17 protein-coding genes and 1 pseudogene are annotated in these 16,273 nt (G+C 63.1%); 13 read left to right on the forward strand and 5 right to left on the reverse strand.

From position 1 onward, the window contains the following. Positions 1 to 497: 497 nt before the first annotated feature. Positions 498 to 851: a hypothetical protein gene (locus tag JMY24_RS28230; RefSeq protein WP_128597828.1), complete on the reverse strand. Its 354-nt coding sequence runs from the start codon at positions 849 to 851 to the stop codon at positions 498 to 500. 231 nt (positions 852 to 1,082) lie between these two features. Here JMY24_RS28230 and JMY24_RS28235 point away from each other — a divergent pair, with 231 nt between their 5' ends. Beyond that, positions 1,083 to 2,714 carry an oleate hydratase gene (locus JMY24_RS28235; RefSeq protein ID WP_128597827.1) on the forward strand — a complete coding sequence of 544 codons (1,632 nt, stop codon included), beginning with the start codon at positions 1,083 to 1,085 and terminating at the stop codon, positions 2,712 to 2,714. 154 nt (positions 2,715 to 2,868) lie between these two features. On the opposite strand, the gene JMY24_RS28240 is transcribed toward JMY24_RS28235, so the two are convergent. After that, positions 2,869 to 3,384 (reverse strand): flavodoxin family protein, encoded by a 516-nt coding sequence (locus JMY24_RS28240; protein WP_128584960.1) that lies wholly within the window; start codon positions 3,382 to 3,384, stop codon positions 2,869 to 2,871. Between the two features lie 212 nt (positions 3,385 to 3,596). On the opposite strand from JMY24_RS28240, the gene JMY24_RS28245 reads away from it, so the two are divergent. From JMY24_RS28245 to fnr, 7 genes and pseudogenes are all read left to right on the forward strand, one after another. Continuing rightward, a complete protein-coding gene (locus JMY24_RS28245) occupies positions 3,597 to 4,433 on the forward strand; it encodes a universal stress protein (protein ID WP_128597829.1) in 837 nt (278 codons plus the stop codon). Between the two features lie 33 nt (positions 4,434 to 4,466). After that, positions 4,467 to 4,970 (forward strand): universal stress protein, encoded by a 504-nt coding sequence (locus JMY24_RS28250; RefSeq protein WP_201703316.1) that lies wholly within the window; start codon positions 4,467 to 4,469, stop codon positions 4,968 to 4,970. A 40-nt stretch (positions 4,971 to 5,010) separates the two neighbouring features. Further along, positions 5,011 to 5,118: pseudogene (locus JMY24_RS28255) on the forward strand (universal stress protein); the annotation flags it as partial. 228 nt (positions 5,119 to 5,346) lie between these two features. Further along, positions 5,347 to 6,693, forward strand: coding sequence for a PAS domain-containing sensor histidine kinase (locus JMY24_RS28260; protein WP_128597831.1), 1,347 nt, complete (start codon positions 5,347 to 5,349; stop codon positions 6,691 to 6,693). Continuing rightward, the gene (locus JMY24_RS28265; RefSeq protein WP_201703317.1) at positions 6,690 to 7,340 is read left to right on the forward strand and encodes a response regulator; all 651 of its coding nucleotides are present in this window, start codon (positions 6,690 to 6,692) and stop codon (positions 7,338 to 7,340) included. Before JMY24_RS28260 ends, JMY24_RS28265 begins: the two co-directional genes overlap by 4 nt. Positions 7,341 to 7,472: 132 nt before the next feature. Next, positions 7,473 to 7,904: a response regulator gene (locus JMY24_RS28270; RefSeq protein ID WP_128597833.1), complete on the forward strand. Its 432-nt coding sequence runs from the start codon at positions 7,473 to 7,475 to the stop codon at positions 7,902 to 7,904. Beyond that, positions 7,897 to 8,685, forward strand: a complete 789-nt coding sequence (fnr, locus tag JMY24_RS28275; protein WP_128597834.1) for a fumarate/nitrate reduction transcriptional regulator Fnr — start codon at positions 7,897 to 7,899, stop codon at positions 8,683 to 8,685. The genes JMY24_RS28270 and fnr overlap by 8 nt, the downstream gene beginning before the upstream one ends. On the opposite strand, the gene JMY24_RS28280 is transcribed toward fnr, so the two are convergent. Further along, positions 8,672 to 9,664, reverse strand: a complete 993-nt coding sequence (locus JMY24_RS28280; RefSeq protein WP_201703318.1) for a zinc-dependent alcohol dehydrogenase family protein — start codon at positions 9,662 to 9,664, stop codon at positions 8,672 to 8,674. The genes fnr and JMY24_RS28280 overlap by 14 nt on opposite strands. A 57-nt stretch (positions 9,665 to 9,721) precedes the next feature. Continuing rightward, the gene (locus JMY24_RS28285) at positions 9,722 to 9,997 is read right to left on the reverse strand and encodes a DUF1488 family protein (protein ID WP_128598228.1); all 276 of its coding nucleotides are present in this window, start codon (positions 9,995 to 9,997) and stop codon (positions 9,722 to 9,724) included. A 172-nt stretch (positions 9,998 to 10,169) separates the two neighbouring features. On the opposite strand from JMY24_RS28285, the gene JMY24_RS28290 reads away from it, so the two are divergent. Both JMY24_RS28290 and JMY24_RS28295 read left to right on the forward strand, forming a co-directional pair. Beyond that, positions 10,170 to 10,505: a c-type cytochrome gene (locus JMY24_RS28290; RefSeq protein WP_193425410.1), complete on the forward strand. Its 336-nt coding sequence runs from the start codon at positions 10,170 to 10,172 to the stop codon at positions 10,503 to 10,505. A 68-nt stretch (positions 10,506 to 10,573) separates the two neighbouring features. Further along, positions 10,574 to 10,948: a DUF3564 domain-containing protein gene (locus JMY24_RS28295; RefSeq protein WP_128598229.1), complete on the forward strand. Its 375-nt coding sequence runs from the start codon at positions 10,574 to 10,576 to the stop codon at positions 10,946 to 10,948. A gap of 290 nt (positions 10,949 to 11,238) precedes the next feature. Here the strand turns inward: JMY24_RS28295 and JMY24_RS28300 are convergent, their stop codons facing one another. Beyond that, the gene (locus JMY24_RS28300) at positions 11,239 to 12,252 is read right to left on the reverse strand and encodes a substrate-binding domain-containing protein (RefSeq protein ID WP_128598230.1); all 1,014 of its coding nucleotides are present in this window, start codon (positions 12,250 to 12,252) and stop codon (positions 11,239 to 11,241) included. 171 nt (positions 12,253 to 12,423) lie between these two features. On the opposite strand from JMY24_RS28300, the gene JMY24_RS28305 reads away from it, so the two are divergent. The 3 genes from JMY24_RS28305 to JMY24_RS28315 all read left to right on the forward strand — a co-directional run bounded on the left by JMY24_RS28305 (position 12,424) and on the right by JMY24_RS28315 (position 16,215). Next, positions 12,424 to 14,001 carry a glycoside hydrolase family 68 protein gene (locus tag JMY24_RS28305; protein ID WP_236597548.1) on the forward strand — a complete coding sequence of 526 codons (1,578 nt, stop codon included), beginning with the start codon at positions 12,424 to 12,426 and terminating at the stop codon, positions 13,999 to 14,001. 150 nt (positions 14,002 to 14,151) lie between these two features. Further along, a complete protein-coding gene (locus tag JMY24_RS28310; protein ID WP_128598231.1) occupies positions 14,152 to 14,430 on the forward strand; it encodes a GntR family transcriptional regulator in 279 nt (92 codons plus the stop codon). 99 nt (positions 14,431 to 14,529) lie between these two features. Then, a complete protein-coding gene (locus JMY24_RS28315) occupies positions 14,530 to 16,215 on the forward strand; it encodes a glycoside hydrolase family 32 protein (RefSeq protein ID WP_128598232.1) in 1,686 nt (561 codons plus the stop codon). Positions 16,216 to 16,273 lie beyond the last annotated feature (58 nt).

The raw sequence follows: 16,273 nt of genomic DNA on the forward strand, positions 1-16,273 counted from the left end.
GCACTACCACGCCCAGTTCGACGGGTGCACCTAATTACGGCGACGTAAGCCGGCAGCGACTCTTCGATCAATGTCAGGGCGAGATCGCTGTCGGCTCCCACGATCTGTGCGGCTAGCGAGCGATTGTGCATGCGCTCTGTGGTGGTTCTGACGAGGTGCATCACCGCATCGACCAAGCCCCATGCCACGTTGCAGCCGAGTGCCGCCGCCGTCGCAGCCCGCGCTTGTTCATGTCCGCCCGCAGACACTGGTTGACGTGGGTCAGGCGAAACAGATTCATGTTTCGGCGACGTAAGTGAATGAAGTGACCACTGCGATGAATTGCATTAAAAGCGCGGACGTTATCACTGGCTTTCAAGATGACCTGAATCAAACGATTTGTCACGCGATCGCCTGGAGTAATCGTCAACGCCTGACGAAGTACCGGTGCCCATGACGAGATGTCCGTTGGCATGCCGTTATGAAGCACTCACGCCTCGGGGAACTGACATCGCAAATCAAGCGCGAGCGACACGGCGCCCCAGAAACCGCTCAGCGGCGTCGAAAGCCGCTCGCACCGCTTCATCTGCATCGGAGCTTTGCCGATGCTCGATGGGAACGAGTTCTCCGGTGCGCAGCACGAGGTCGAGGCGCGCGTCGAACAGGCGTTGGTCCGGAACGTTGTCGGACATGTCAGGGCGCGCGCCCGGTACGTCATACCCTGCATGTCTGCGGATGGCCTCCAGCGCCAGATGGCATCCGGAAATGCATCTGCCGAACCGCTCGAGACGCACCAGTTGCGCGGCCGCCTCAGACTCGATTTGGGCAGACCCCGCAAATCCGAGGTAGACGATCTGCATATCGATTCCCATACCGCCTCCGCGCGAACTGTACTTTCTGTCGACCGTTGCGGCAGCGAAAGCCACGTGGATCAGCGAGTCGATGAGACGATCATGGGCGCGTATCCATACCCGACGATTGACCTGCGTCAACGAGCTCACGGGGCCGCGCCACCGTGCGCCCCGTTGATCCAGCGCAACGCGCGTCCCCTCGTCGCGGGTATGGTCTAAACGTTCACGGCCATTACATCGCGGGACCATCAAATGAATAAATTCGACTATGCCGACGTGAGTGCGCTCACGCATCAGCCTCGCGACGAAGCGATTGATTTCGGCCATTTCTATCTTGTCGGCGGCGGCATTGCGTCGCTTGCGGCCGCGGCGTTTCTGATCCGCGACGCCGATGTGCCCGGCTGCCGCATCACGATTCTTGAAGCACTCGGCAAGGCGGGCGGCAGCCTCGACGGCGCGGGCACGCCGCAGGACGGTTACATCGTGCGCGGCGGCCGCATGCTGGAAAGCAAGTATCTGTGCACGTACGATCTGTTCGACTCGATCCCCACGCTCGACGGCCGCAGCAGCGTGACGAAGGAAATCTTCGACTGGAACGAGACGATCCGCACTTCATCGAAAGCCCGGCTCGTGCGCAACGGCCGACGCGAAGACGCACCCGCCTATGGGCTCGCCGAAACGCATCTGCTCACGCTTGGCCGTCTTTCGCTCGAACCGGAAGCACTGCTCGGCGATAGCCGCATATCGGAGCACTTCCAGCCGGATTTCTTCGAGACCAACTTCTGGATCATGTGGTGCACCACGTTCGCCTTTCAGCCCTGGCACAGCGCTGCCGAGTTCCGCCGCTACCTGCTGCGCTTCGCGCATATGACGCCGGGCTTCAACCAGTTGCACGGCATCATGCGCACGGTCTACAACCAGTACGACTCGATGGTGCGGCCGCTGCGCAAATGGCTAGACGAACGCGGCGTGGAATTTCGCACTGACACGCGAGTGGTCGATCTACGGTATGACGAAAGCGGGGAGCTGAACCGCGTTGCCGGCATCGTCTGCGAACGTGGTAACGGTCGCACGCAAATTCCCGTTGGCGAGCAGGACAAGGTCATCGTCACGCTCGGTTCCATGACGGCAGGGTCGAGCCTCGGCGGCACCAATCGCGCGGCGGTGTTCGATCACGACGACAGCAGCGGCGCATGGGCGCTCTGGAAGACCATCGCGGCCGGACGCAGCGAATTCGGTCATCCTTCGGTATTTGCCGATCACGTCGACGAGTCCCGGTGGCTCTCCTTTACCGCGACGCTGCATGACCCTACGCTGTTCCGCCTGATCCGCGATCTGACCGGCAACGTGCCCGGCGAAGGCGGTCTGATTACGTTCCCGCAGTCGAACTGGCTCGCGTCAATCGTGCTGCCGCATCAGCCGCATTTCATCGGTCAGCCGAAGAACGTCGAAGTGTTCTGGGGCTACGGGCTCTTCGTCGATCGGCCTGGCAACTTCGTCGCCAGGCCGATGGTCGAATGCACGGGTCGCGAAATCATGACGGAGCTTCTCGGCCATTTGCATATCGAGACGCAGGCTCAGCGCATTCTCGACGACGCCACCTGCATCCCGTGCCTGATGCCATTCGTCACGAGTCAGTTCCTGCCACGCAAGCGCGGCGACCGGCCGCAAGTCGTGCCCGAGGGATGGGCGAACCTTGCGTTCATCGGGCAGTTTTGCGAGTTGCCGAACGACGTCGTGTTCACCGTCGAATATTCGGTTCGCTCCGCTCAGACCGCTGTCTACACACTGCTTGGCTTAAACCGGGCCGCTCCGGCTGTGTATAAAGGTCAGCACGATCCGCGCGTGGTGTACGGCGCGGCTTCCGCGCTGCGCAACCACTAACGCAACGATGTTGGTGCACTGGGCGCCGAGTCCATGACGCTCGACGCAGCACGCGCCTGCTTAAAGGGAACGCCGTGGAACTCGACGCAACACCGCTGAAAAGTATTCGCGACACTGCTCTTGCAGATCTTCGTGCGCTAGACAAGCCGGCGAATCAGCAAGTCCACTCCAGCGCCTTGTAATGCGCGAGATGACGTTCCAATCCGCCGACGAACAATTCGAGCGACGCCGTCGCCACGCCGCGCTGCACCTCGGCAGCCCGCACCTTGCATTGCGCGACCGGCGCCTTGCCCGCGAGCGCGCGCATTTCGTCGAAAGCGGCTTCGGCGCCGAGGCCGCCCAGGGTGCAGAAGAACCCGACGTGGCGGAACTTCGCGCGGTTCTGCAGCAGGTACGCGCGGACCGGCGCCGACACCGCGCCCGCCCAGACCGGCGTGCCCACGAGCACGAGGTCGTACCGTGACGGATCGAGCCCCGCTGGGACGATCTCGGCCGGCCGCTTGCGCCATGAGTCGACAACACAGCGCAGATATCCCAACGCTCCGCGCCGCTCGCTGAAATCGCAGATTTCCTCGACGTCGGCGGACAGAGCGCCTGCAAGGGTGGTAGCAAGCATGCGCGTGGTACCGGTACGCGAGAAAAAGACGATAAGAACGCGTGGCTCGGACATGGGCTCGCTCCTTTGATAGAAAACGCACTGGCGCGCACTCGTGCGCCATGCATGTCCCGAGCATAGATGGCGACGCACGGCTGCACATGACCCAGGTCAAACCGCGCCGCGCCTGTGCCGCCGTTGATCTGCATCAACGGGACAGGCGCCATCGTTCCTAGACTCAAGCTCACCTGTCCTTGCGTCATGTTCATTCTCCCGGAGCGACCGCCATGAGCTACAAGACCATCGTTGTTCACCTCGACACGAGCCCGAACGCCCATCCGCGGCTTGAAACCGCACTGTCTCTCGCAAAACAGTTCGGCGCGCATCTGACCGGCGTATTCGCGGTGTTCTCGCCCGACCCGCGGTCCTTGTATGTGATGGCCGGTACCGCCGAGTACTACCGCGAGCATGCGGAGCGACGAGCGGAACGGCGCGCGGCACTCGAGCGGCTGTTCCATGCGGAACTTCGGCGTGCCGAAGTAGAAGGCGAATGGATCGCCGTCGACGAGTCCACGAGCTTTGCCGTGCCGCGACTTGGCCGCTGCGCCGATCTGATCGTGGCCGGCCAGGACAATCCAGGCGACGCCGAATCGTATGTCGGCGACCTCTTTCCGGAGAACCTGATTCTTTCGAGCGGCCGTCCGGTGCTGCTCGTGCCGTATGCGCGCAGCGAACGGACGACGGGGAGCCGGATCCTGGTGGCGTGGGACGGCAGCCGGGAAGCCGCGCGCGCCGTGCATGACGCGCTGCCGTTCATGCGCGCGGCAAAAAACACCACGATTCTCACCGTCAACGGCATGCAGGAAGGCGGGAGCACACGGATTCCCGGCGCGGATATCGCCACCGTGGTCGCGCGGCATGGCGTGCATGTCGAATTGGTCGACATTGAAACAGGAGCGGATGGCTCGGTCGGCGAGGTGCTGCTCTCGCAGGTGGCCGACGGAGGTGCTGACCTGCTGGTGATGGGCGGATACGGTCATGCACGCTGGCGCGAACTTGTGATGGGCGGCGCGACGCGCACGATTCTCAGGTCGATGACCGTGCCGGTGCTGATGTCGCACTGAGCGACGCGCCTCTTATTCCAAGGAGTGGTCGTCATGTACAAAAAAATTCTGGTTGCCGTCGACGGCAGCGAAACTTCGTCGCGTGCGCTCGCCGCCGCCGTGGACCTGGCGCGCGAGTCGGGCGCGAGGCTGCAGCCGCTTTTCGTAGTGGACGTGCCGCTGCTGACCTACGACATGCCCGGCTGCGATCCCTCGTATGTGCGCAATGCGCTCGTCGAGGAAGGCAAGCATGTGCTCGCCGACGCGGCCGCACTGATGGCCGCGTCGGGCGTCGAAGGACCGCCACGCCTTGTCGAAACCGAGGTCGCCGGCGACGACATCGCGCATCGCATCGAACTCGCCGCACAGGAGTTCGACGCGGACGTCGTCGTGATGGGCACGCATGGCCGGCGCGGGGTGCAGCGGCTGATGCTCGGCAGCGTCGCCGAGCGCTTCCTGCGCATTGCCACCTCGCCCGTATTGCTGATTTCCGCTCGCTGCGCGCCGTCCGCCAGCGCTGCCATGATCACGGGCGACACGGTCAAGGAGCCGTCATGAACTGCGAATCCCTGCTCACACGCCCGGACGACACCGCACACACGCGCTTCGTCTGGTGATGGGCGCCTACGGTCACACGCGTGCACAGGAACGCGTCCTCGGCGGCGTCACGCGCACCATGTTTCAGTCGATGACCACACCAGTATGAATGTCGCATCGAGCTGTAACCATCCGCTGGCGCTGGCGGCTCGGCACTGGCATGAATCGGTCGTTTCGCGGACAATGAGCGCAACTATCGGCTTTGCCCGCAGGAGTCCACGGTCCACGTCGACTGCGGCTCCGCTCTCAACCGAAGCGCCTGCCTGTAGCGCCGCCGTGGCGGCGACGTCTTGCAGCGCAACAGGTCCTTGTTTGCAATCGTTCCAAAGAGGCGCGCATGCCCGTCAGCGGTAAGACGCCCACGCCGCACACTGCGGTGGCGCACGAGCGGTTGAGCTGGTTTGCGGCACGGCCCGCACTCGCGGCAGCCGCCGCCTTCGTCACCGCACTGGCAGTGATGCTGGCCGCGCGGCGCTGGTTCGATCCGGTGCTGCTCATCTGCGTCGCTGCGGCGTTGCTCGTCGCAACCAGCGCATTCATACTCGTGCGCGCGCGCCGGGAAGCCTTCAGCGCGCACAGCGAGGCAAGCGCCGCGATCAGTCAGTCCGGCGTGAACGAAGCGCGCATGATGGCGATCATCCGTTCGTCGATGGAAGCGATCATCTCCATTGACGAACAACAGCGCGTCGTGCTCTTCAACCCAATGGCCGAACAGGTTTTCGGCTGCTCGGCAATGGATGCGATCGGCGCACCGCTTGAACGCTTCATCCCCGAGCGGTTTCGCGCGGCGCACGCCCGGCATGTCGAACAGTTCGGCGTGACGGGCGTGTCCGATAGGCAGATGGGCCGGCAACGCGTGCTCTCGGGCTTGCGCGCAAACGGCGAAGAATTCCCGATCGAGGCCTCCATCTCGCAGATTCGCGACGGCGGCGCGAGGCTTTACACCGTGATGCTGCGTGATGTCACCGAACGCGTCAGAGCCGAGGAGGCGCAGCAACGGGCGCGCGAGGAACTGCGTGAACTGTCCGCGAACCTGCAGAAGATCCGCGAAGAGGAAAAGACGCGCATCGCACGCGAACTGCACGACGACCTCGGTCAGCAACTGACTGCTCTGAAAATGGACATCTCATCGGTCGAAGAAGCGCTGGACGGGTCCGCAAGTGAGCTGGTGCGCGACCATTTGCAGGGCATGCGCCGTCTGATCGACGTGACCGTGGCGTCGGTTCGCCGAATTGCCGCCGATCTGCGGCCGGTAATGCTCGACGACCTCGGACTGATCCCCGCAGTCGAATGGCTCGCGAACGACTTCACGAACCGCTATGGCATCGACGTCGAGCGCGACATCGAAACCGGCGACGCACGCTTCAGCCCTGCAGGCGCGACCGCGCTCTTCCGGATCGTGCAGGAAGCGCTGACGAACGTTGCGCGCCACGCCGACGCCACGCGCGTCACACTCAGCCTGCGCGCCGGCGACGAGGGCATCGTGCTGCGCATCGCCGACAACGGCCAGGGCGTGCGTCGTGACGGCGAACCGGCGGGCAAGTCGTTTGGTCTGCTCGGCATTCGCGAACGCGCCCACATGCTCGGAGGCGCCGTCGACATTCATTCCGCACAAGGCAACGGTTTTGCATTGAGCGTCATCATTCCAGCGGAGGCGGTGCAGATGCAGGAGTTGCAATCATGACCCGGGTCTTGCTCGCCGACGATCATGCACTCGTGCGCGACGGTCTGCGTCATATTCTCAAGGGCGCAAGCGGCTTCGAAGTGGTGGGCGAAGCAAGCGACAGTGCGAGCACCGTCGCGCTGATTCGCGCATGCGCCTCCGATGTGCTGGTGCTCGACCTGTCGATGCCGGGCCGCAACGGCGTCGAACTGATCAAACAGATCAAGGACGAAAAGCCGGCGCTGCGTATCCTCGTGCTGACCATGCACGCCGAGCAGCAATACGCGGTGCGCGCGTTCAAGGCCGGCGCGTCCGGCTATCTGACGAAGGAAAGCGCGAGCGCCGAGCTTGTGGCGGCGGTGACAAAGGTGGCCGCGGGCGGCGTCTACGTGAGCCTTGCGATGGCCGAGCGGTTCGCGCAGAGCTTGAACCAGCCAATCGACCTGATGCCGCATCAGCGCCTGTCCGATCGCGAATTCGACGTCCTCAAGCGCATTGCCGCCGGTCAGACCATCACGGAGATCGCGGCGGAGCTGTGCGTCAGCGCCAAGACCGTCAGCACCTACAAGACGCGCATTCTCGAAAAAATGCAGATGCCGCACGACGCCGCGCTGGTGCGCTATGCAATGCGTCACAAACTGGTCAGCGACGAAGAGGACGATATCTGACCGCCTTCGCAGCCCCGCTCGCGGGCTACGACGCCTGATGTAGGAAAAGCCCTACAGCCCTTCTTCCCTGCCTACTCCAAGTTCGCTGCGCGCCGATTTTATTTTGAGATGGCGCCGCCGATACTTCGAGGCATGAACTCAAGCCTCAACCACCCCGCCCTGCGTGTTTTTCTCGTCGACGATGCATTCCCGGTACGGCGCCGTATGGCCGCGCTGCTCGGCGCACTCGACGGCGTGGAAATCGTCGGTGAAGCCGAGGAGCCCGGTGCCGCCGTCGCGGGCATCGAGGCCGGCGCAGCCGATCTCGTGGTGACGGAGTTGCATCTGAACGGCGGGAGCGGCATGGAGTTGCTGGCCCTGCTCGCGCAACGCATGCCGCACGTCATCGCGATGGTGTTGACGAACCGTTCCGGCGCCTGGTTCCGGCGCGCGTGCCTGACGAGCGGCGCGCAGTACTTTTTCGACAAGACTCGCGAATTCGAACTTGCGCGAAGCACGATCCGGCGGATCGCCAGTGAACATCATGCACGCGCCCCTCTTCAATCAGGAGCAAATCATGTCTGACGTTGCCGTTGATCCGGTCAGCTCTCGCACATTCGTCGCGCTGCAAGTTGCACCGACGCCGGCACAGGGAGCCGCCACCGACCGCGCGCCGCGCAAGGACGGGACGCGCTGCTCGTCGTGCTCGATGCGCCCGATGTGCATGCCGCAAGGCCTCACGCCCGAGGAATTGCAGGGAATCGAAGCGCTCATCTGCACGTCGCGGACCATCAGGCAGGGTGAGACGATCTTCCGCGCGAACGATCCGTTTCAGAGCATCTATGCGGTGCGCGCGGGGTCGTTCAAGACCGTCGTCATGCACCGCGACGGCCGCGAGCAAGTGACGGGCTTTCATCTCGCCGGCGATTCGCTCGGGCTCGACGGCGTGTGCTCCGGTCACCATAGCTGCGATGCGGTAGCGCTCGAGGACAGCAAGGTCTGCATCATTCCGTTTCATCTGCTTGAGACGATGTGCCGCGAAGTGAAAGCCGTTCAGCAGCACGTGCACCGCATGATGGGCAGCGAGATCGTGCGCGAATCGTCGCAGATGATGCTGCTCGGCACGATGTCGGCGGAACAACGCGTGGCCACGTTCCTGCTGAATCTGTCGGAGCGCCTCAGAAAGCGTGGTTATTCGCCGGCGGAATTCCACCTGCGTATGACGCGCGAGGAAATTGGCAGCTATCTGGGGATCAAACTCGAAACGGTGAGCCGGATGCTGTCCCGGTTCCAGCGCGACGGGTTACTTGACGCGCACGGCAAGGACATCCGGATCCTCGATCACGACGGCCTCACTCGGATTTGATGGCGAGCACTGCTGCGCCCGTGAGACGGCCATCACGCAGATCGGCGAGCGCGCGATTGGCATCCTCCAACGCATAAGTCGTGGTTTCGAGCGTGAGCCGCGTCTCGCCCGCGATGCGCATGAAAGCGAGCCCATCGTCGCGGGTCAGATTCGCGACTGACACCAGGCGCCGTTCGCCCCACAGAAACGAATAGGGAAACGACGGAATATCACTCATGTGAATTCCTCCGCAAACCACCACGCCGCCTTTCACGACTGCTTGCAAAGCCTGTGGAACGAGCGCGCCGACCGGGGCGAACAGCAAGGCCGCGTCCAGCTCGTCGGGCGGCGCCTCGTCGCTGGCGCCAGCCCACGCCGCGCCCAGCCGTAACGCGAGTTGCTGCGCCGCCTGATCGTCGGGCCGTGTGAATGCGTACACCGTGCGCTGTTGATGACGCGCCACCTGCGCGACGATATGCGCCGCGGCACCGAAACCGTAAATGCCGATACGCCGCGCGTCGCCCGCCATATTCAAGGTGCGATAGCCGATAAGACCTGCGCATAGCAACGGTGCCGCCTCGACATCGGAGTACTGTGCTGGCAGATGAAAGCAGTACCGGCTGTCGGCCACAGTGCGTTCGGCGTAACCGCCGTCGATCGTATAACCGGTGAAGCGGGCCTCATCGCAGAGATTCTCCCGAGCCGACAGGCAGTACCGGCAAACCCTGCACGTATGACCGACCCACGGCACGCCCACGCGATCGCCGACGGCGAACCCTCTGACGCCCGCGCCCAGTTCCGCTACCGTCCCGACGATTTCATGGCCAGGAATAACAGGCCGTTTAGGACGATCAAGCTCGCGATCGACCAGGTGAAGGTCGGTGCGGCACACGCCGCACGCGTGAACATCGATCAGCATCTGGCCATCGCCGGGCGCAGGGTCCGGCACGTCGTCTTCACGTAGGATCGGCGAGTCACCGTCGAAAACCATCGCGCGCATAGGAATTCCCCTTGTACTTCACCAACCCTTGTTCGCCCTGGAAAGCCCCCGTGGGCTTCAGTCGCAAAAGCGAAAGTAACCGCTGTGCATGAGCACCGGCTTTGCGCCGATCTCGTTGAGCAGGTTCCTCGCGGCGTGTTCGATGCGACGCCAATTCAGTTCGAACGCGGCGAGCAGATCTTCTTCGCGCAGTGAAGCGGCTCCGAAGTGATCCTCCAGCGCCTCGGCGGAAATTGCGCACTGCACGCGAGTGCCATCCACTTCCGCGGGAAACACGACGACGAAATCGCGCGCGCAGTACTCAGGGCGCTCCTTGGGAAAATGAATCTTCATGACATCCGCCTGCTTGTAGGGCGTGTGCGGTCTGTGCGCCGCGCGCCTGTCATTAGCATAGGATCTATCCGCGGCCGGTCAAATTCGCGCGCCGTGCTCCGGTTGATCGAGGTCAATGGCAGCGCAACGCCCCACCGTAGACTGAACTCATTCAGTCGCACAGGAGCACGCCATGAGCGCCTTACCCCGCAGCTGCCGTCTGGCATGTGCCGCGTTCGTGCTGTTTGCCGCCGCCGCGCAGGCCGAGCCCGAGCCGGCCGCGCTGGTGGATCAGCATCACTGCATGTTCTGCCACACACGCGACGCGCCGTTCCTCGCGCCGTCGTTCGAACAGATCGCCGCTCGCTACCGCGATGTGCCCAACGCGCAGTTCATGCTTGAGCACAAGCTGCGGCTGGGAGGTAAGGCCCATTGGGGAGACATGGCGATGCCGCTGCCGGCCGACCGCGGCGGGCCAATATCGGCGAAAGATGCACACACGCTGGTGCAATGGGTACTCAGCCAATGATCGCCCTGAAGAAAACCGCGCCTCCCCTAGTCAGGGTTAGTTGACGGCAGTTACGTTCGGAGATTGTCATGCGCCTTACAGTTCATCTCGACACATTTGGTCGTGTCCATCCGATGGCTTTTGCCATTCTCTGGCTCGACAAGGACACGCGGCAATGGTCGCGCGAGGGTCATCTCGGGCTGGAACTGCCGGAATGGGGTTCTTTGCACATGGATTGCGGCAATACGCTCGTGTGCGGCCCCAACGATGCAACACCTGTATGCGTTCTCGAAGGGCTGGATCTCAACGGTTGCGACGGTCCCTTTGAAGGCGAGACCGGTCGCGCCCAATGGTGCGCGAAGCGCGGTCGCACGCTGATGTCTGGGCACTGGCATGTCCAATGTATCGATCACGAGCAGACAGCGCCCGAGCATGGTCTCTTCGCTGGCGGCGACGACGTTTGAATCGCTGAGCCGACCGATATCCCGCCCCTCCAATACATCAATCTGGACAACGAGGACCTGCTTTATCGCCAGCTTCCCGTGATCAATTCGTGCGAACTTGAATTGGACGTTGATACGCTCGACAGGCTCGTGCGAAGTGACACTACCCACTGCCAGTCCGGCTTCTTGACATGACGTCGAATCCGCCTATCGCACTGTATTTCGCTTGCGAGGGAAACTTCCAAAGAACGAAGGCGGCGTTTATGCGCCCGCGTTGGAATCGGCGGAACTCTGGCCGCGCTAGCGCGCGCTCAGACAGGCGGTCCATCGGTATCGCCGGGCTCCACGCTCGGCTGCACGAGCCGATGCGTGCAACTCGTGCGGTCGTTGATCGCATCCATCACGAGTTCCGCGATGATGTGCCCCGTCGAGTGCCCCGTACGCTGCACAACGGCCGTGACAGTGTGAGGAAACGCCACATCCGGCGGCACGCCGTCGTACACGATCAGCGAGACCTCGGTGCCGATTTTCGTGCCGCTCTCTACAAGCGCGCGGTACGCGCCCGTTCCTGCGATGTTGTTATCGACCAGCACGGCGGTGGGCGGCTGCGCGCGGCTCAGCAATGCGCGCATCGCCTCGTAGCCGCCGGTCCTGTCGAATGACGTATCAACCAGCAAAGAAGCGTCCGGCGCGATGCCGGCATCGCGCAACGCAGCCAGGAAACCCTCGCGACGCTGCGCTGCAAAGCTCATCGACAGCGGCGCGCTGACCATTGCGATGCGCCGATGACCGAGCCCGATCAGACGTTCGGTGGCCGCGCGCGCGCCCGCCTCGTTATCGAAATCGAACCATCGATAAGGCTGCGAGCTATTCGTGCGCCCGTAGGCGACGAAAGGCAACGCGTGGTCCTGCAGGAAACGTATGCGCGGATCGTCGACGAGCGTTCGCGCGACGACGAGCGCATCCACCAGCTTGCTGCCGACGAGCCGACGATATGAATCCAGTTCGGCGCCCGGTCGCGCCGACACGATGATCACATCGAGTCCCTTCTCCGCCAGCGCCTCCGTCATGCCTGCAACGACTTCGCCAAAGCGCGGGTCGCCGAGATCGCCCGCGCCGAACGGATAGACAATGCCGACCGCCTCTGCGCGTCCGGTGGCAAGCCGGCGCGCGGTCGGGTCCGCATGGTAGCCGAGCGCCGCCGCGGCCGCTTTCACCCTGTCGCGGGTTGCTTCATTCACGTCGTCGTAGCCATTGAGCGCACGGCTCACCGTCGTCCTGGAAAGGCCGAGCGAGTCCGACAGCGTCTTCAAATTTACCTTCACCTTTCACCTTGCAAAGCTAAGGGCACCGCGTCCGCGCGGACGTGCCTCGACACCACGATTGTATCTTGTCACATAACTTTCTTTGCCTTCCAAACCGGTTTTGTTTATTATCCAAACCGGTTTGGACGTAACGCGACAGCAATCTTTACCCACTTTTCTGGATGCGGCCACATGAAATTGCTCCCCCTTTTCCCGCCCCCCATGCGTCCTCGGCTGCGAGCTGGCGTCATCGCGAGTTCCCTGCTCGCTGCGAGCGCCACGCCCGTCTTGGCCCAGTCGGTCGCAGGTTTTCCTGCCCCGACTCCGCACTCGCAGCAGGCTTACGACCCCGAAAGCACTTTCACCATGCGCTGGACCCGTGCGGACGTCCGCCAGATCAAGGCGCAGTCGCACACAGCGACGGCCGCGGACAAGAACTCACTGCCCGCCTCGCTGACGATGCCGGACATTGCATCGAACTTCCCGCTGATCAACCCGAACGTGTGGGTATGGGATACCTGGCCGCTGTCCGACGTTCGCGCGAACAATCTGAGCTTCAAGGGCTGGGAAGTGATCTTCTCGCTGACGGCCGATCCGCATGCGGGCTATTCGTTCGACGATCGCCATGTGCATGCGCGGATCGGTTTCTTCTATCGCAAGGCGGGCATTCCGGCCTCGCAGCGCCCGGCCGACGGCGGCTGGACTTACGGCGGCCATCTGTTTCCGGACGGTTCCAGCGTCAGGGTGTTCGGCACCGCGCCGATGACGCAGAACGCGGAGTGGTCGGGCTCGGCGCGTCTGACGAACGGCAATAACGTGAGCCTGTACTACACGGCGCTGTCGTTCAATCGCACCGCCGAGGGCGGCCAGGACATCACGCCGCCCATCGCGATCATCTCGCGCACGGACGGCCACATTCATGCCGACGACAAACACGTGTGGTTCGACGGCTTCGACAAGCACGATGCTTTGCTCGAACCCGACGGCAAGCTGTATCAGTCACGCGATCAGAACGGCTACTACTCGTTCCGCGATCCGTTCGTGTTCGTCGATCCTGCACATCCCGGCAAGACCTTCATGGTGTTCGAAGGCAACACGGCGGGTCCGCGCGGCGCGCGCACGTGTACCGAAGCCGATCTGGGCTATGCGCCCGGCGAGCCGTACCGCGAAGACCTGAACGCCGTGATGAACTCGGGCGCCACGTATCAGAAGGCGAACGTGGGTCTTGCTGTCGCAACGAACGAAAACCTCACGCAGTGGAAGTTCCTGCCGCCAATCCTGTCGGCCAACTGCGTGAACGATCAGACCGAGCGGCCGCAGATCTACATCAAGGACGGCAAGTACTATCTGTTCACGATCAGTCACCGCCCGACCTATGCAGCGGGCGTCGACGGGCCGGACGGCGTCTATGGTTTCGTCGGCGACGGCATTCGCAGCGACTTCCTTCCGCTGAACAAGGGCAGCGGTCTCGTGCTCGGCAATCCGACCGACTTCGACCAGCCGATCGGCGCGCCGTATGCGCTCGACCCGAACCAGAACCCGCGCGCGTTCCAGTCGTACTCGCACTATGTGATGCCCGGCGGCCTCGTCGAATCGTTCATCGACGCGATAGGTCCGCGACGCGGCGGCACGCTCGCGCCCACTGTGAAGCTGAACATCGCGGGCCCGTCCACGTCCGTCGACAGGACATATGGCAACGGCGGGCTCGGTGGCTATGGCGACATTCCGGCCAACCTGGACGCCGGCCGCGGCCAGTCCGGCGATCACTAACTGAAGACCGCACACGGTCAGCAGCGCGAGGACGACCATTGCAAAGCGCTGCAGCCGCACGACAAATGGACGGAAGCCTGGCGCGGACAGCTGATCTGTCACGCCCGGCTACCGGTCCACTGTGCGGCAACCGGCACGAGGATTGTGACCATGAACCGCTGCTGGATTCCAGACTTGCATCGATATCAAGGCCCGGCTTACCGCGCAGTCGTCGCGGCAGTCGAGGCCGACATCGCAACGGGCCGGCTCAGGCCCGGCGACCGCCTGCCGTCGCAGCGCGTGCTCGCGGATTTCCTCGGCCTGAATGTGAACACCGTGAATCGTGCGATGCGCGAGACGGCGCGTCGCGGGCTCACAGTCGCCAACACGCGCAAGGGCACCGTCGTGCTCGGTTTGGAATGTGACCGGGCCGTTGTCAGTGCTGCTTGAGGCGGCGCTTACGCCCCGTGCCTTCGCGCAGTTCCTTAGCAGCACATGTGCGGCTCTCACCTCACACGAGGATGGGGCCACCACTCGTCAAGACATTACATGCACGCGCTCCAACGATTTTCCGACTTCACTCCGCGCTTGCGGCCTGCATGGCTGTTTGCCTTGCTGAGCGCATCTATCACGGCGTGTGTCGCGCCATGCGTCGCCTTGGCATCGCCGTCATCTTCGGACGGCATCGAGAACGGCACCGTGCAATGGCGGTCTGCGCTCCACTACACGCCGCAGCGCAACTGGATGAACGATCCTAACGGGCTCGTATACCACAACGGCCTCTATCATCTTTTCTACCAGTACAACCCTGGCGGAATCGCGTGGGGCAACATGTCGTGGGGGCACGCGACCAGCCGCGATCTGCTCCACTGGCGGGAACAACCTGTTGCAATGCATGCCAATGCGAAAGAGGAAATCTTCTCGGGGTCGATCGTCGTCGATGCGCGCAACTCGTCCGGCCTCGGCCCGCCTCACTCGACGCCGCTCGTTGCGCTTTACACGAGCGTCTACAAGGAAGGTTCCGGACATGCACCGGGTGTCCAGGCCCAATCGCTTGCCTATAGCCTCGATGACGGCACCACATGGCAGCAGTACAAGCGCAACCCCGTGCTCACGCTCGAACCGGAATCGAAGCAGTTTCGCGACCCGAAGGTTTCCTGGTACGCACCCGGATCTTATTGGCTGATGACCGCGGTTGTCGCCGACGCGCATGTCGTGAAGATGTACCGTTCCGATAACCTCATCGACTGGACGTTTCTCAGCGACTTCTCGCTTCGCGACATTCCGCACCGCGAAGCGTTGTGGGAAATGCCGGACCTGTTTCCTCTTCCGCTCGACGGCGATAGCAGCAAACAGAAGTGGGTGATGATCGTCAACGTTAACCCGTGGTCGATTGCGGGCGGCTCGGGGGCGATGTATTTCGTCGGCAAATTCGACGGCAAGACGTTCACGCCGGAGCATATTCCGCCGATGGGTTCGGACCCATCCCGCTATCTATGGCTCGACCACGGCGCGGACTATTATGCGGCGGGCACGTTCGCGGGCGCGCCTGGCGGAGCGCCGGTCACGATCGGCTGGATGAGCAACTGGGACTACGCGGACCGCATACCGACCACGCCGTGGAAGGGCGCAATGGCATTGCCGCGCAAGCTCGCGCTCAAGACGGTCGACGGCACGCCGAAGCTGACCTTCGAGCCCGTCGGGCAATACGCGGCGCTCGTACGCGCGAGCCCCACGACGAAAATCGGCGAACTCAGCGTCAGCTCGGGCACTCAAGCCCTCCCGCCGTCGACACGCGGCGTCGTGCAGGACATCGAGTTGACGATCGACCCGCAGTCAGCCGGGCGCATGGGACTCATCGTGCGCCGATCGGCGGATGGAAAGACGGGCACGCGAATCGTTTACGACGCACGCCGTCAGACGTTGACGCTCGATCGGGCGGACTCCGGCGTGACCGGTTTTTCGCCTGCGTTCAGCAAGCGGCACATCGTCAACCTGCCTCTCACGGGCGGTGCATTGCGGCTCAGGGTCGTGATAGACAGAGACTCAGTGGAGGTCTTTGCACATGACGGCGCGACCGTCATCACCGATCTTGTCTTTCCGGCACTCGAGGACGACCGTGTCGCTGTTTTCGCCGACAACGGCACGGCGACTTTCCGTGACATCGCGATCACCAACCTTTCTGGCGAGGACTATACGGAGCAGGCAGACAGTCGCGCCATAACTTCGAAATAATCGCACGTAGTGGTGTGCGATCGTTCCCGTCCGGTCCTGCACCACGACCGCCGATCAA

It is taken from the genome of Paraburkholderia kirstenboschensis (genome assembly GCF_904848585.1).
Taxonomy (GTDB): domain Bacteria; phylum Pseudomonadota; class Gammaproteobacteria; order Burkholderiales; family Burkholderiaceae; genus Paraburkholderia; species Paraburkholderia kirstenboschensis.

Excerpts from the sequence above, each read along its gene's own strand:
- JMY24_RS28230 (WP_128597828.1), bottom strand. The coding sequence starts at position 851 with ATGGGAATCGATATGCAGATCGTCTACCTCGGATTTGCGGGGTCTGCC.
- JMY24_RS28235 (WP_128597827.1), top strand. The coding sequence starts at position 1,083 with ATGAATAAATTCGACTATGCCGACGTGAGTGCGCTCACGCATCAGCCT.
- JMY24_RS28240 (WP_128584960.1), bottom strand. The coding sequence starts at position 3,384 with ATGTCCGAGCCACGCGTTCTTATCGTCTTTTTCTCGCGTACCGGTACC.
- JMY24_RS28245 (WP_128597829.1), top strand. The coding sequence starts at position 3,597 with ATGAGCTACAAGACCATCGTTGTTCACCTCGACACGAGCCCGAACGCC.
- JMY24_RS28250 (WP_201703316.1), top strand. The coding sequence starts at position 4,467 with ATGTACAAAAAAATTCTGGTTGCCGTCGACGGCAGCGAAACTTCGTCG.
- JMY24_RS28260 (WP_128597831.1), top strand. The coding sequence starts at position 5,347 with ATGCCCGTCAGCGGTAAGACGCCCACGCCGCACACTGCGGTGGCGCAC.
- JMY24_RS28265 (WP_201703317.1), top strand. The coding sequence starts at position 6,690 with ATGACCCGGGTCTTGCTCGCCGACGATCATGCACTCGTGCGCGACGGT.
- JMY24_RS28270 (WP_128597833.1), top strand. The coding sequence starts at position 7,473 with ATGAACTCAAGCCTCAACCACCCCGCCCTGCGTGTTTTTCTCGTCGAC.
- fnr (WP_128597834.1), top strand. The coding sequence starts at position 7,897 with ATGTCTGACGTTGCCGTTGATCCGGTCAGCTCTCGCACATTCGTCGCG.
- JMY24_RS28280 (WP_201703318.1), bottom strand. The coding sequence starts at position 9,664 with ATGCGCGCGATGGTTTTCGACGGTGACTCGCCGATCCTACGTGAAGAC.
- JMY24_RS28285 (WP_128598228.1), bottom strand. The coding sequence starts at position 9,997 with ATGAAGATTCATTTTCCCAAGGAGCGCCCTGAGTACTGCGCGCGCGAT.
- JMY24_RS28290 (WP_193425410.1), top strand. The coding sequence starts at position 10,170 with ATGAGCGCCTTACCCCGCAGCTGCCGTCTGGCATGTGCCGCGTTCGTG.
- JMY24_RS28295 (WP_128598229.1), top strand. The coding sequence starts at position 10,574 with ATGCGCCTTACAGTTCATCTCGACACATTTGGTCGTGTCCATCCGATG.
- JMY24_RS28305 (WP_236597548.1), top strand. The coding sequence starts at position 12,424 with ATGAAATTGCTCCCCCTTTTCCCGCCCCCCATGCGTCCTCGGCTGCGA.
- JMY24_RS28310 (WP_128598231.1), top strand. The coding sequence starts at position 14,152 with ATGAACCGCTGCTGGATTCCAGACTTGCATCGATATCAAGGCCCGGCT.
- JMY24_RS28315 (WP_128598232.1), top strand. The coding sequence starts at position 14,530 with ATGCACGCGCTCCAACGATTTTCCGACTTCACTCCGCGCTTGCGGCCT.